Source organism: Phenylobacterium sp. (assembly GCF_013822795.1).
In the GTDB taxonomy this organism is placed as follows: Bacteria; Pseudomonadota; Alphaproteobacteria; order Caulobacterales; family Caulobacteraceae; genus Phenylobacterium.
Genome location: NZ_PNLB01000020.1, coordinates 1 through 14,045, shown reverse-complemented (window position 1 = coordinate 14,045; position 14,045 = coordinate 1). Strand labels below are relative to the sequence as shown.

Here is a 14,045-nt window from a genome sequence, read left to right as displayed (position 1 = left end):
CGGCGCGAGGGAAAGTCAGATGCGGCGGCCGCCTCCCCGCACGAACAGCAGGCCGACGAAGCCGATGGCCAGCAGGATGATCACCATGGCGAAGCCGCCCTGCTGGCTGTGGGTCGCCTTGGTGCCCCAGTTGACCATCATCGGCCCGAGCCAGCCGGTGGCGACGCCCGACAAAGCGTAGACCCCGAAGAAGGCCCCGGTCTGATCGGGCGGGGTGATCCGGGTCAGCATGGTGCGGCTGGAAGCGTACTGGGCGGTGATGAAGATGGCGTTGGAGAAGCCGATCAGGATGAAGATCCATTCCGGCAGGGTGCGGAACACCGGCCCGTCCCACATCGGCGGATGGGCGGCCGGGTCGAAGGCCCAGAAGTAGAGGATCTTGTCGGGGCCCATGCCGAGCATGGCGATGATGCCGAGCAGCGACATGAAGATCTCGACCCGCACGGCGCCCTTCGGGCCAAGGCCCGCGTCCAGCCAGCGGCCGACGAAGCCGCCGAACACCGCCAGGATGGAGAGCACGATGCCGTACATCAGCATCTCCAGCGCGCCCCACTTCATCACCCCGATGGCGTAGAGCCCAGCGTAGATGAGGATGGCGTTCATGCCGTCGACGTAGAACATCCGGCTGACCAGATAGATCGCCGCGTCCTTGTAGCGGCGCACGGTGGCGACCATCCGCACCAGCTGGACCGCGCCGTTGCGGAAGGCGGTCAGCATTGGAATGCCGGTCTTCGGCGCGTCGGGCGTGAATAGGAACAGCGGCAGGGCGCCGAGCGCGAAGATGCCGGCGGCGAGCAGCGCGACCACGCGCTCCGGCTCATGGCTGGCCGGGTCGAGGCCGAACAACGGCGCCTTGGGCACCCAGGCCCAGTCGACCTTGCCCGGCAGGGCGAAGGCCCAGGCGGTGAAGGCCAGGGCGACCACCGAGGTGAAGTTGCCGAGCGCCAGGGCCAGGCCCGAGGCCTTGTGCGCGCCGGAGAGGCCGGCGGCGCGGACCAGCAGCGAATTGTGCAGCACCTCGCTGAACGCGAAGAGCAGGCCGATGGCGGTTGTCAGGAGCATCACCATGGTGACGGTCAGGCCGCTCTGGTCGGGCCGGGCCCACCACAGCATGACCATCATCGGGACCATCAGCGCGACGATCAGGCCAAGCCAGCCTTTGCGCGGTCCGAGCTGATCGATCGAGGCGCCGAGCAGCGGCGCGGTGAGCATCACCGCCCAGCCGGCGTACTGGCTCCACTGGGAGATCACCTCCTGGCCGCGCACCGGATCGCCGACCATCACCCCCGCCACATAGGGCATGAAGATGTAGATGGTGATCAGGATGACGTAGGGATTGCGGGCGCCCTCGAACAGCGACCAGGCGACCCCGCCGCGGTTCAAGCGGCCGTCGCCCATGACCTCGGCGTCGATCGGCAGGTCGGCGACGGACCCCGATCCGCTAGCTTCAACTGTACTCAAGGGACTCTCCCGGACGCCCGCTCATGGCGGCGGACTTGGCCGGCACGTTACGCCCCGCCGCGGGCTTGGGAATCGAAAAAGCGGCATGGCCTGCAGATAACGGCGTTGCCCGACCGACGCGGCGGCGGCATAGTCCGCGCGTCGACAACGGCCCACGCTACGGGCCGGCGCAGGGAGAGTGAAATGAGAACGTTCGTGTCCAGCCAGAAAGGAAATTCCTCGCAACAGGACATGATCGTTCATGCAATCACGTACTCCGGGGGCGCTGGCGCAAGCAGACGCGCGGCATAACCCCCAAAGCTTCCGGCCGAGCGCCGGACCTTCGGCCCAGGCTCGCGCCCGGGCGCTGAAATTCGTTTCCTACTATCGACAGCACATTCCGCTGCTTGTGGCGGACTTGGCCTGCGCGGTGCTCGTCTCGGCGACGGCGCTGTTCCTGCCGCTGTGCGCCAACTACGTCGCCCGCCAGCTTGGCGCGAGCGGCGAAGCGCCATTGGCGCTGAGCGGCATCTACGCGGTCGGCGGGCTCATGCTGGGCCTGCTGGCGGTGCAGGTGCTGGCGACGCTGTTCGTCGACTACCAGGGCCATGTGATGGGCGCGAAGATGGAGAGCGCGCTTCGCAAGGAGCTGTTCGAACACTGCCAAACGTTGCCGTTCCGGTTCTACGACCAGACCCGGGTCGGGCAGCTGATGAGCCGGATCACCAACGACCTGTTCATGCTGGGCGAGCTCTATCACCACGGTCCCGAAGACCTGGCGATCGCGGTGCTGAAGTTCGCCGGGGCGATCGCCATCCTCGCCTATCTCGACGTGCCGCTGACCCTGATGATCGTGGCCATCATCCCGTTCGCGGTGATGTACGCCCTGCACTTCAGCGGCCGCATGAACATCGCCCTGACCCAGTCCAAGCGGCAGGTCGGCGCGATCAACGAGCGGGTCGAGGATTCGCTGGCCGGCATCCGGGTGGTGAAGTCCTTCGCCAACGAGGACGTCGAGAACCGGCGTTTCGAAGCGGAGAACCTCAAGTTCCTCGACACCCGGCGGGCCGGCTACAAGAGCGAGGCCTACTTCTCGGTCGGGACCACCACCTTCGCCCAGCTGATCACCGTGGTGGTCATCGTGGCCGGAGCGGTGCGGGTGCAGCAGGCGCAGCTCAGCGTCGCCGACATGCTGACCTTCCTGCTGTGCGTGGCGGTGCTGATCGATCCCGTGCAGCGGCTGGCGAACTTCGTGCGGCTCTGGCAGCAGGGCTACACCGGGTTCACGCGGATGATGGAGATCCTGGAGACCGCGCCGGAGGTCGCCGACCGGCCCGGCGCGATCGAGCTGGATCGACCGCAGGGGGCGCTCGCGTTTCGAGACGTCAGCTTCCGCTACGAGGAGGATGGCCCCCATGTGCTGCGGCACGTCACGCTGGACGTCGCGCCCGGCGAGTTCGTGGCGCTGGTGGGGACGTCAGGGGTCGGCAAGACGACGCTCTGCTCGCTGATCCCGCGGTTCTATGAGCCGAGCGGCGGGGCGATCGAAGTGGACGGGGTCGACGTGCGCGACCTGACGCTGAGCTCGCTTCGGCGCAACGTCGCGGTCGTGCAGCAGGACGTCTACCTGTTCGCCGGCAGCGTGGCGGAGAACCTGCGCTACGGGCGGCCGGACGCGAGCGACGAGGAGGTGATCGAGGCGGCCCGGCGGGCCAATGCGCACGAGTTCATCAGTGCGCTGCCGAAGGGCTACGACACCGACATCGGCCAGCGTGGGGTGAAGCTGTCGGGCGGGCAGAAGCAGCGGCTGACCATCGCCCGCGCGTTTCTGAAGGACGCGCCGATCCTGATCTTCGACGAGGCGACCAGCGCGCTCGACAACGAGAGCGAGAAGGCCGTGCAGCAGGCGCTGGGCGAACTGGCCAGGAACCGCACGACCCTGGTCATCGCCCACCGGCTGTCGACGGTGCGCAACGCCGACCGCATCCTGGTGCTGACCGACCAGGGCGTGGCCGAGCAGGGCAGCCACGAGCAGCTGATCGCCTCCGGCGGAGCCTATGAGCGGCTCTACCGGATGCAGGCGAGCATCTAGGGGATTGAGACGATGCTCCCCCGCTGGGGGAGCTGTCGGCCGCAAGGCCGACTGAGGGGGACTTGGCTCAAGCGCGCTTGAGAGAAGTCCCCCTCAGTCTCGATGCGTGGTATCGAGCCACCTCCCCCAGAGGGGGAGGATCTTGGGTCGAGCTAGCCCAGCTTCGCGTCGGCGGCGGCGACGGCCGCCTGGCCGTCGGCCTTGAAGCCCTGGGCGGCGAGCGCTTCGGCCAGCGCGTTCAGGCACAGGCGGACGTGCCAGGGGGTCGCCGAGGCGCCCATCAGGCCGATGCGCCAGACCTTGCCCTTCAGCGGGCCGAGGCCGGCGCCGATTTCGAGGTCCCACTTGTCGAGCACATAGGCGCGCACGGCGCCTTCATCGACGCCGTCGGGCACGATCACCGCATTGAGCTGCGGCAGCCGGTCCTTGGCGTCGACCAGGAACTTCAGGCCCAGCGCTTCGATGCCGGCGGCCAGCGCTTCGTGGGTGCGGGCGTGGCGGACGAGCACGGCCTGCTGGCCTTCCTCGAACAGCGCCACCAGGCTTTCGTGCAGGCCATAGAGGGCGTTGATCGGCGCCGTGTGGTGATAGGTGCGGCCGCCGTCGCCGCCCCAGTAGCTCATCAGCAGATTGAAGTCGCAGAGCCAGTTGCGGACCTTGGTCTTGCGGCCGGTGATGGCTTCCTGCGCGCGCTTCGACAGCGCGATCGGCGAGAGGCCCGGAGGGGCCGAGAGGCACTTCTGGGTGCCGGAATAGACCGCGTCCGCGTCCCAGGCGGCCACGTCGACGGTCACGCCGCCGAGCGAGGTCACGCAGTCGACGATCGAGAGCGCGCCGTACTTGCGGGCCAGGCCGCAGAGGGTGGCGGCGTCGGAGCGCGCGCCGGTCGAGGTCTCGGCGTGGACGAAGGCGAAGACCTTGGTCGGGGCGGCCTTGAGCGCTTCCTCGACGGCGGCCGGATCGACCGGCTTGCCCCACTCGAACTCGACCTTCACCACCTCGGCCCCGGCCCGGTCGGCCATGTCGGCCATGCGGCCGCCGAAGGCGCCGTTGATGGCGATGACCGCGCGGTCGCCCGGCTCCAGCAGGTTCATGATCGCCGCTTCCATGCCGGCGGTGCCGGGCGCGGGCAGCGGGACGCAGGCGTGGTCGGGGGCGTTGAACAGCCGAGCCAGCGCGCCCTTGATCTCTTCCATCAGGTCCTGGAACTGCGGGTCCAGGTGGCCGATGGTCGGACGGGCCAGGGCCGACAGTACGCGGGGGCTGACGTCGGAGGGGCCGGGCCCCATCAGGATGCGCCGCGGCGGCTGGAAGCTCTGCATGACTGGTCCCCGTCTTTGTTGGTTGCGGGGACGCTTAGGGGATCGGGCGGACGATGTCAGCCCAGGGAAAGCCAGCAAGTGTCATAGATGCTCCCCTTCTGGGGGGAGCAGTCCGCCTTGGCGGACTGAGGGGGACTTTGACACTAGTGCGCTGAGAGCAGTCCCCCTCCGTCTCGCTGCTGCGCAGCGATCCACCTCCCCCAAGAGGGGAGGATCTGCAATCAGCCCAGGATGCGGGCCTCGATCTTCCCGCGCAGCGCCCGGTCGACGCCGAGCACCTTTTCCAGATAGCGGTCGACGGTGCCGTGGCTCTCGGTCATGGCGGCGAAGGCTTCGGCCAGGAACGCCTCGTTGACGCTGACCGCCTGGCGCAGGCCCGCGTCGTCGACGGTGACGCCGGTCAGGTCGCGGATCCAGGGGCCGAGGAACTCGACGCGCTTGTCGATGGCGGCGGCGTCGTTGGTGGCCAGGTAGTCGGCCATGGTGTCGTCGCGGTGCACCCCGGCGATGTGGTGGGTCAGGGCGCAGATCATGCCGGTGCGGTCCTTGCCGGCCGCGCAGTGGACGACCACCGCGCCCTCGGTGCTGGCCAGGGTCGCGAAGTAGCGGCTGAACAGGTCGATCATCCGCTCGGCGTGCGGCGCGGCGCGATAGAACTCGAGGCTGTCGTTGAAGAACCAGTCGGCGTTGACGCTCGGCGCGGCCTTCAGGGCGTCGGCCCAGTCGTGCTCGGGCCCGTCGATGTCGTTCTCGATCACCGCGCCCGCGAAGCCTTCCCAGCGGCGGGAGGGTTCGCGCTCGCGCTCGCGCCGGCGGCGCAGGTCGACGATCACCCCGACCCCGAGGTCGCGCAGGCCGGCGAGATCGCCGTCGGTGGCGTAGGCGTGGTTGGCCGAACGGAACAGCTGCCCCGCCTTCAGGCCCCGGCCGCAGGCGGTGCCATAGCCGCCGAAGTCGCGGAAGTTGTCGATGGCTTCGAATTTGATCGTCGTCATGGCGGCCGATTTAGCGCTTCTGCGGCGCGATTTCGAGAGGGCGCGGCGCCTCAGGCCCAGCCCAGCAGGGTGAGCAGGCCGATGGCCAGCAGACCGAGCAGCAGCAGCGACAGGCTGGCCGCCGCAATCACCCGCGGACCAGCCCGCAGCAGGGCGCGGACGTCGGTTCCCAGGCCCAGCGCGGCCATGGCGGCGATGGTCAGCCAGGTGGAGATCTGGCCGGCGGCATGGATCGTCGCCTGCGGCAGGACGCCGGCCGCGCGCAGGGCGGCGAAGGCCAGGAACGCGACGACGAACCAGGGGACCAGGCGGCGCCAATCGGTGCGCTCGCCGCCGCGCGACATGAGGCCGAGCGCCAGGCACACCGGCCCCAGCGTCACCACCCGGGTCAGCTTGACCAGCGCCCCGACCTGCACGGCCGCCGCCCCAGCCGGCGCGGCGGCGGCCAGCACCTGGGGCACGGCGTAGACGGTCAGCCCGGCGAAGGCGCCAGCGGCCAGCGGCGAGAGCCCGAGCAGCACGGCGAGCGCCGGGGCGGCGAGCACCACGCCGACCCCGAGTACGGCCGTGAAGGCGATGGCCGAGGCGACGTCGTCCGGCTCAGCCCCGATCACCGGCGCGACGGCGGCGATCGCCGAGTTGCCGCAGATCGAGTTGCCGGCCGCGATCAGCACCGCCATGCGGCGCGGCAGGCCGAAGGCCCGGGCGATGGCGTAGCCGCCGGCCACCGAAAGCGCGACGACCAGGGCGATCCCGGCCAGCATCGCCGGTCCGACCGCCGCCAGGCTGGCGGCGCTGACGCCGGCGCCGAGCAGGGCGACGGCCAGTTCGAGCAGGGTGCGGGCGCTGAACTCGACGCCGCCGGTCCAGAGCGGCCCCGGCATCCAGAGGGTGCGGATCGCCGCGCCGAGCAGAATGGCCAGGACCAAGGCTTCCAGCCAGGCGCGGCCGGCGAGCTGGGCTTCAAGCCCCTGCAGACCGACGGCGGCCAGGCCGAGCAGGGCGCAGAGCAGAACCCCGGGAAGACGATGGCGGATGGCGAGGGCGATGGACATGCCCCCTTGTCCGCCTCCGCATTCAATCACTCCAACGCATTATTCTTGCCATAACAATCGTGAAATCAGATCATTAGCGCATGACCCTGGAACAGCTGCGCATCTTCGTGGCGGTGGCCGAGCGCCAGCACATGACGCGGGCCGCGCAGGCGCTGAACATCACCCAGTCGGCGGCCAGCGCGGCGATCGCGGCGCTGGAGGCGCGGCACGACACGCGGCTGTTCGACCGGGTCGGCCGCGGCCTGGCGCTGAGCGAGGCCGGCCGCGCCTTTCTGCCCGAGGCCCGCGCGGTGCTGGCCCGGGCCGCCGACGCCGGCCGGCTGCTAGACGACCTGGCCGGGCTGAAGCGTGGGCGCATCGACATCTTCGCCAGCCAGACGGTCGGGTCCTATTGGCTGCCGCCGCGGCTGGCGGCGTTCGGACGGGTCCATCCGGGGATCGAGTTGAACCTGGCCATCGGCAACACCGCCCAGGTCACCGAGGCGGTGCTGAGCGGGGCGGTCGAGCTGGGCTTCGTCGAGGGCGCGGTCGAGGCGCCGTTGCTGGAGCGGCGGCAGGTGGGCGCCGATCGGCTGGCGATGGTGGCGACGCCCGATCACCCGCTGGCGCGGGACGCTGCGTTCGAGATCTCGGCGCTGGCCGACCATCGCTGGGTGCGGCGCGAGGCCGGGTCGGGCACCCGATCGGAGTTCGAGCAGGCGCTCCGCGACCTGGGGGGCGATCCGGACGCCCTGCCCTGCGCGCTGGCGCTGGCGTCGAATGAGGCGATCCTGGCGGCGGTGGCGCAAGGCGGGCTCCTGGCGGCGGTGTCGGAACTGGCCGCGCGACCGCTGATCGCGAGCGGCGCGCTGGTGACGATCGGTCCGGAGCTGCCGCCGCGCCCGTTCGACCTGGTCCGCCACCCCGAGCGCCGGCCGAGCCGCGCGGCCGCGGCGCTGCTGGAGAGGCTGGACTAGGCCGGTTCGGCGGCGACCACGTAGTCGTGCCCATGGGCTAGCCCGTCATCGCGCCGGCACAGGTCGAGGCTGCGCTCGCGCAGCGCCTCGATGGAGTTCTCCATGGCCGCAGCGAGTTGCGGATCGGCGAACCTGGCGAGGCGGCGCGCCGCCATGTCGAGCTGCCCGTTCACCCACGTCTGGCGATAGCGGTTGGCGAAGCGTCGTCCCGACGTCACCCGATAGCCCGACGTCTGCAGCGCATTGACCACCCACTCGGCCGGAAACTCACGATAGGGCGTCTCGCCGGCGAGCAGCAGCACCGCATCGCGCAGCCGCCCGATGTCGCGCACCACGCGGGCCGCCTTAGTCGGCGCCTCGCCCACCACGTAGGGATCGAGCCCGACCACATAGAGACGCCGCTTCACCGACGGCCGCAGCCGCGCGAACAGCTGCGGCTGGAAGTAGGGCGAAAAGCCCTCGACCGCGCCGACCAGGTAGTCGGCCAACACGGTGTCGAAGCCCTCCCCCGCCAGCAGCTCCGGGTCAGTCCAGTTGCCGACGATCAGCCGGTCCTGCGCGCGCAGCCGCGCCCCGACGCGGCCCTGGACCTGCGCGCCGTGCCCTGCCGAGCCGGTGACCGCGCACCAGCGGTCGGTGGCCAGCGCGCTGGACCAGAGCGCGGAGTTCACGCCGGTCCCGGCGTCGAGGAAGGCGCCCCACGGCGCATCGCCCTGCAGCTGTTCGATGTGGCGGAAGAGCGCCGAGGTTTTGGGTGGAGCGGTAGACGGCATCTTGATGAGTGTTACGTTATAACATAATGGACGCGGCTTCAGTCATGAGCCGGGGTCCCGTAAAATGCAACTTCGAACGCTTCTCCTCGCCGCCGCCAGCCTGTCGGCGAGCGCCACCGCGGCCTGGGCCGACCAGTCCGGACCGGGAACCGAGGTCGGCGAGATCGTCGTCACCGGCGACCCGCTGGGCCGCTCCGACAAGGACGTCGCCTCGAGCGTGGCGGTGGTGCGCGGGCAGGACCTGGACCATCGCCGGCAGTCGACCCTGGGCGAGACCCTGACCGGTCTGCCGGGGGTCAACTCTGACACCTTCGGCGGCGGCGCCAGCCGGCCGGTGATCCGCGGCCAGACCGCTCCGCGGGTGAAGGTGCTGACCGACGGTTCGGCGCTGATGGACGCCTCGGAGGTGTCGCCGGACCATGCGGTGTCGGGCGAGCCGCTGCTGCTGGACGGCATCGAGATCCTGCGCGGGCCGAGCGCCCTGCTCTATGGCGGCGGCGCGATCGGCGGGGCGGTCAACCTGATCGACAAGAAGATCCCGACGGCGATCCCCGACGACGGCTTCGAAGGCGTCGCCGAGGTGCGGCTCGGCTCGGCCGACAACGAGCGCGCCGGCGTGGTCGGGGTCACCGGCGGGACCGGGAACTTCGCGATCCGGCTGGAGGCGGCCGGCCGCCGGGCCGACGACTACGAGGTTCCGGACTGGCCGGAAGACACGCTGGACGGCTCGTTCAACCGCAGCCGCACCGCGACGCTGGGTCTGTCGTGGGTCGGCAGCCAGGGTTACCTGGGCGCGGCCTATACCGACCAGCGCAGCACCTACGGCCTGCCCGGCCACAGCCACGAATATGAGGACTGCCACCCGCACGGCTCGAGCCTGCACTGCGGCGGCCACGATCATGACCATGAGCACGAACATGGCGAGGGCGACGAGCACGGCGCCCCGATCGTCGAGCTGAAAAGCAAGCGGGTCGACGTGCGCGGCGAGCTGCGCGACCCGATCGCCGGCATCGAACGCATCCGCCTGCGCGGCGGCTATACCGACTACGCCCACGACGAGATCGACGACGGCGTGGTGGCGACGACCTTCTCCAACAAGGGCTACGACGCGCGGGTCGACGCGCAGCACGCGCCGATCGGCGCCCTGCGCGGGGTGGTCGGGGTGCAGACCGCGCGCAGCGACTTCGCGGCGGTGGGCGCGGAGTCTTTCATTCCCAAGAGCCGCATGACCAACTCGGCGATCTTCGTACTGGAGGAGCTGGAGCTCGGCGCCTGGCGGTTCGAAGGCGCCCTGCGCCAGGAATGGCAGGACGCCCGCGCGGTCGGCCGCATCGACACCGACCACAGCCCGTTCTCGGCCTCGGCGGCGGCGACCTGGCGGCTTTCGCCCGACTATACGGTCAGCCTGTCGGCGGCGCGGTCGCAGCGCGCGCCGAGCGCCCAGGAGCTGTACGCCCGCGGCGTCCACCTGGCGACCAACACCTACGAGATCGGGACCGCGACGCTGGACGTCGAGACCGCCAACTCGGTCGAGCTGAGCCTCAAGAAGACCGGCGGGGCGACGACCTTCTCGGCCAGCGCCTATCGCTACGCCTATGACGGCTACATCTTCGCCCGCACCCTCGACCAGTTCGAGGACTTCCGGCTGATCCGCTACAGCCAGGCCGACGCGACCTTCACCGGGGTCGAGGGCGAGGTGCGCCACGCCTTCGCGCCGGGCCTCTCGGCGGCGGTGTTCGGCGACTATGTGCGCGCCGAGTTCGACGACAACGGCGGCGACCTGCCGCGCATTCCGGCCGGGCGGCTGGGCGTGCGGGGCGATTTCGCCCGCGGCGACTGGTCAGGGAACCTCGAATACGTGCGGGTCTTCGAGCAGGACCGCATCGCGCAGTTCGAGACCAAGACCCCCGGCTACGACATGGTCAACGGCACGCTGGCCTACGACTTCGCCGCCGCGGGGTTTGCGAGCCAAGTCTTCGTGCGCGGGACCAACCTGCTGGACGAGAAGGCGCTGAACCACGCCTCGTTCATCACCGACGTCGCCCCGCTGCGCGGCCGCAATTTCGCGGTCGGCCTGCGGACGAAGTTCTAGACGTCATTTCACCAGGCTCGTCATGGCCGGGCCGCCAGGTCCCGGCCATCCATAGACGCGGAGCCTGACCACTACAGCAGGCGCATATGGATCCCCGGCACGCATACGCGGCCGGGGATGACGAGAGTGGGAAGCGGCGGCTGCCAATAAACGAAATCGCAAGGGCGCGCATGCGTCGGTGGGGCATGCCGACTGAAGATCAGCCGCCTACGTCAACGCCGCGTCAAAGGCCGCTGGCCGATTTGGCTGAAGGGCAGCGCCATAGCCTTTGGCAGGGATACCAGAACATTTCGAATGCGCCGGCGGCGGCGCTCGGCGCGGCGCTTTCACCCATGAAGACGGCGCACAGCGTGCGTAGCGGCATAGAGACCGGCGCAGCGTGCATTTTCTCGTTAGCTCTCGTGCACGGAGCTCTTGCGGTGTCGGGGATGCTCGAACCGAACCTGTCGCGCTTGGCGATCCACGGATTCCTCACGCTGACCGCCGTCCTCGCGTACTACGCCATTCTGCATGGCCGCACGATTTGGCCGAGCCTGATCGTGTTGGGCTGGTACCTTTTCGAGATCTTCCTCAGCCGTCGTCTACTCGGCTATGCCTTGGGCGCGACGACGTTCAACGTCATCATGTTGCCTTGGGTGCTCTTGGCGGTCCGAGCTTCGTGGCGCCGGCGACAACTGGCGAAATCGCCTGCCGCCGGCGCTGCCGCCGCGCCCTAGCGGAACGGCGGCTCGTCGAAGCTGCGCAGCTTGCGGGAGTGGAGCTTGGGGCCCTCTTCGCGCAGCAGGTCCATGGTGGCGATGCCGATCTGCAGGTGCTGGCCGATGGCGCGTTCGTAGAAGGCGTTGGCCTGGCCCGGCAGCTTGATTTCGCCGTGCAGCGGCTTGTCCGACACGCAGAGCAGCGTCCCGTACGGCACCCGGAAGCGGTAGCCCTGGGCCGCGATGGTGGCGCTTTCCATGTCGATGGCGACCGCGCGGGACTGGTTGAACCGCAGCGACGAGGACGAGAAGCGGAGCTCCCAGTTGCGGTCGTCGGTGGTCACCACCGTGCCGGTGCGCAGCCGGCGCTTGAGCATCTCGCCGCTCTCGCCGGTGACGGTCTCGGCGGCGCGGTTCATGGCGACCTGGATCTCGGCGATCGGCGGGATCGGGATTTCCGGCGGCAGCACGTCGTCGAGCACATGATCGTCGCGCAGATAGGCATGGGCCAGGACGTAGTCGCCGATGGTCTGCGAGCCGCGCAGCCCGCCGCAGTGACCGATCATCAGCCAGGCCTGGGGCCGCAGCACCGCCAGGTGGTCGGTGATGGTCTTGGCGTTGGACGGGCCGACGCCGATGTTGACCAGGGTCAGGCCGCGCTTGCCCTTGGCCATCAGGTGGTAGGCCGGCATCTGGTGCCGACGCCAGGCGCCGTCGGCGATCACTTGCTCGGGGTTCTCGGTTTCAGCGGTGACCAGCACGCGGCCGGCGGCGCTGAGCGCGTCATACTTGCCCTCGCGGATCTGCTGGCAGCCCCAGCGCACGAACTCGTCGACATAGCGGTGGTAGTTGGTGAACAGGATGTAGGGCTGCACGTGCTCGGCCGGAGTGCCGGTGTAGTGCGCCAGCCGCGCCAGCGAGAAGTCGGTGCGCAGGCCGTCGAACAGGGCCAACGGCCGGGTCGGCTCCAGGCTCGCGTCCCAGAAGCCGTCGGCGATCTCATCGCCGATGTGCGCAAGCTCGGTGGTCGGGAAGTGACGCGCGATCTCGGCCGAGCCGATGTCGGCCATGGCCAGGTCGACAGCGCCGTCCAACACGTAGGGGAACGGCATCTCCTGGCGCGAGCGCCCGACCTCGATGGTGACGTCGAAGTCGGCCATCAGCAGGCTGATCTGCTCGGTCAAATAGTCGCGGTAGAGGTCCGGCCGGGTGACGGTGACCGAGTAGGCGCCCGGCTGCGAGAGGCGGGCGTAGGCGCGCGACAGGCGCGGGTACTTGTGCCCCGGAGGCCAGGTCAGCCGCAGTTCGGGATAGGCGAAAACACCTTCGGCGCGGGACGCGGGGCTAGGCGGAGGGCCGCCGGCCAGGAAGGTTTTCAGGGCGCTCCGCAGAGCTTCGACGGTCGTCTGATATTCGGTATTGAGCCGCTCGACGATGGCGGCTGCCTTCTCTTCATTGAACATGGGTCAGTTTAGCCTGCTCTTGTGCAGGTTGCGAGACGTCTCTTTCACGCTTTTGCAAAGCTATGGACGAAAGCCCCCATTGTCGGCCACAAGGCCTGCTCTAGTGACGTTGGGGGACCCGCCATGAACAGACTTTTCACCGCCTTCATTGTTGGGGCGATGGTGCTCGGGGTCCTCGTGGGCTGGGGCGTGAACCAGGGCCTGAGCCCGGAACAGGCCAAGTCCGTCGCCGAAAACCTGACCATCATCACCGACGTCTTCCTGCGGCTGATCAAGATGATCATCGCCCCGCTGGTGTTCTCGACCCTGGTGGCGGGCATCGCCCACATGGAAGACGCCGCCTCCATCGGCCGGGTCGGCGTCAAGACCATGGCCTGGTTCATCACCGCCTCGATCGTCTCGCTGACCATCGGCCTGGTGATGGTGCACCTGATCCAGCCCGGCGTCGGCATGGGCCTGGTCGACAGCGCGGGCCACGCGGCCGGCGCGGTCGACGCCAGCAAGCTGACGCTGAAGGAGTTCGTCACCCACCTGGTGCCGAAATCGATCGTCGAGGCGATGGCCAACAACGAGATCCTGCAGATCGTGGTGTTCTCGGTGTTCGTCGGCACCGCCGTCGCCGCCCTGGACGACAAGGCCCCGGCCGTCACCGCCCTGGTCGACCAGATCGCCAACATCATGCTGAAGGTCACCGGCTACGTCATGAAGACGGCCCCGCTGGCCATCTTCGCCGCCCTGGCCGCCACCATCTCGACCCAGGGCCTGGGCGTGCTGGTCGACTACGCCAAGTTCGTGCTGGGCTTCTACGCCTCGCTCGGCGTGCTGTGGGGCCTGCTGAGCCTCGCGGTCATCCTGATCGTCGGCAAGCGCGCGCTGAAGCTGCTGGGCGCGATCCGCCAGCCGGCGCTGCTGGCCTTCGCCACCGCCTCGTCGGAAGCGGCCTATCCGCGGACCCTGGAAGAGCTGCAGAAGTTCGGGCTCTCGCGCCGGATCTCCAGCTTCGTGCTGCCGCTGGGCTACTCGTTCAACCTCGACGGCTCGATGATGTACTGCACCTTTGCGGTGATGTTCATCGCCCAGGCCTACGGCATCGAACTGACGATCGGCCAGCAGATCACCATGCTGCTGCTGCTGATGGTCACCTCCAAGGGCATGGCCC

The 14,045-nt window shown here is 69.2% G+C and carries 11 protein-coding genes; 5 read left to right on the top strand and 6 right to left on the bottom strand.

The genetic code is table 11. From position 1 onward, the window contains the following. Positions 1-15: 15 nt before the first annotated feature. A complete protein-coding gene (locus C0481_RS17090) occupies positions 16-1,461 on the bottom strand; it encodes an MFS transporter (RefSeq protein ID WP_293406007.1) in 1,446 nt (481 codons plus the stop codon). Positions 1,462-1,702: 241 nt separating this feature from the next. On the opposite strand from C0481_RS17090, the gene C0481_RS17085 reads away from it, so the two are divergent. Then, entirely contained in the window at positions 1,703-3,532 is a 1,830-nt protein-coding gene (locus tag C0481_RS17085) for an ABC transporter ATP-binding protein (RefSeq protein ID WP_293406006.1), read from the top strand. Between the two features lie 152 nt (positions 3,533-3,684). Here C0481_RS17085 and C0481_RS17080 read toward each other — a convergent pair whose 3' ends face one another. The 3 genes from C0481_RS17080 to C0481_RS17070 all read right to left on the bottom strand — a co-directional run bounded on the left by C0481_RS17080 (position 3,685) and on the right by C0481_RS17070 (position 6,904). After that, complete coding sequence (locus C0481_RS17080) at positions 3,685-4,854, bottom strand: alanine--glyoxylate aminotransferase family protein (RefSeq protein ID WP_293406005.1); 1,170 nt, start codon at positions 4,852-4,854, stop codon at positions 3,685-3,687. 221 nt (positions 4,855-5,075) lie between these two features. After that, positions 5,076-5,849, bottom strand: coding sequence for a tyrosine-protein phosphatase (locus C0481_RS17075; RefSeq protein ID WP_293406004.1), 774 nt, complete (start codon positions 5,847-5,849; stop codon positions 5,076-5,078). Between the two features lie 50 nt (positions 5,850-5,899). Then, entirely contained in the window at positions 5,900-6,904 is a 1,005-nt protein-coding gene (locus C0481_RS17070; RefSeq protein WP_293406002.1) for a putative sulfate exporter family transporter, read from the bottom strand. A gap of 80 nt (positions 6,905-6,984) precedes the next feature. Here C0481_RS17070 and C0481_RS17065 point away from each other — a divergent pair, with 80 nt between their 5' ends. Beyond that, on the top strand, positions 6,985-7,860 hold the full coding sequence (locus C0481_RS17065; RefSeq protein WP_293406000.1) for a LysR substrate-binding domain-containing protein: 876 nt from the start codon (positions 6,985-6,987) through the stop codon (positions 7,858-7,860). Here the strand turns inward: C0481_RS17065 and C0481_RS17060 are convergent. Continuing rightward, positions 7,857-8,633, bottom strand: coding sequence for a hypothetical protein (locus tag C0481_RS17060; RefSeq protein ID WP_293405998.1), 777 nt, complete (start codon positions 8,631-8,633; stop codon positions 7,857-7,859). The genes C0481_RS17065 and C0481_RS17060 overlap by 4 nt on opposite strands. Before the next feature lie 64 nt (positions 8,634-8,697). Between C0481_RS17060 and C0481_RS17055 the strand changes: the two genes are divergently transcribed. Next, positions 8,698-10,725: a TonB-dependent receptor gene (locus C0481_RS17055; protein ID WP_293405996.1), complete on the top strand. Its 2,028-nt coding sequence runs from the start codon at positions 8,698-8,700 to the stop codon at positions 10,723-10,725. A gap of 185 nt (positions 10,726-10,910) precedes the next feature. Continuing rightward, positions 10,911-11,441: a hypothetical protein gene (locus C0481_RS17050; RefSeq protein ID WP_293405994.1), complete on the top strand. Its 531-nt coding sequence runs from the start codon at positions 10,911-10,913 to the stop codon at positions 11,439-11,441. On the opposite strand, the gene C0481_RS17045 is transcribed toward C0481_RS17050, so the two are convergent. Beyond that, a complete protein-coding gene (locus tag C0481_RS17045; RefSeq protein ID WP_293405993.1) occupies positions 11,438-12,886 on the bottom strand; it encodes an AMP nucleosidase in 1,449 nt (482 codons plus the stop codon). The genes C0481_RS17050 and C0481_RS17045 overlap by 4 nt on opposite strands. 123 nt (positions 12,887-13,009) lie before the next feature. Between C0481_RS17045 and C0481_RS17040 the strand changes: the two genes are divergently transcribed. Beyond that, a partial coding sequence (locus C0481_RS17040) for a dicarboxylate/amino acid:cation symporter (protein WP_293405991.1) occupies positions 13,010-14,045 on the top strand: 1,036 nt, incomplete at its 3' end.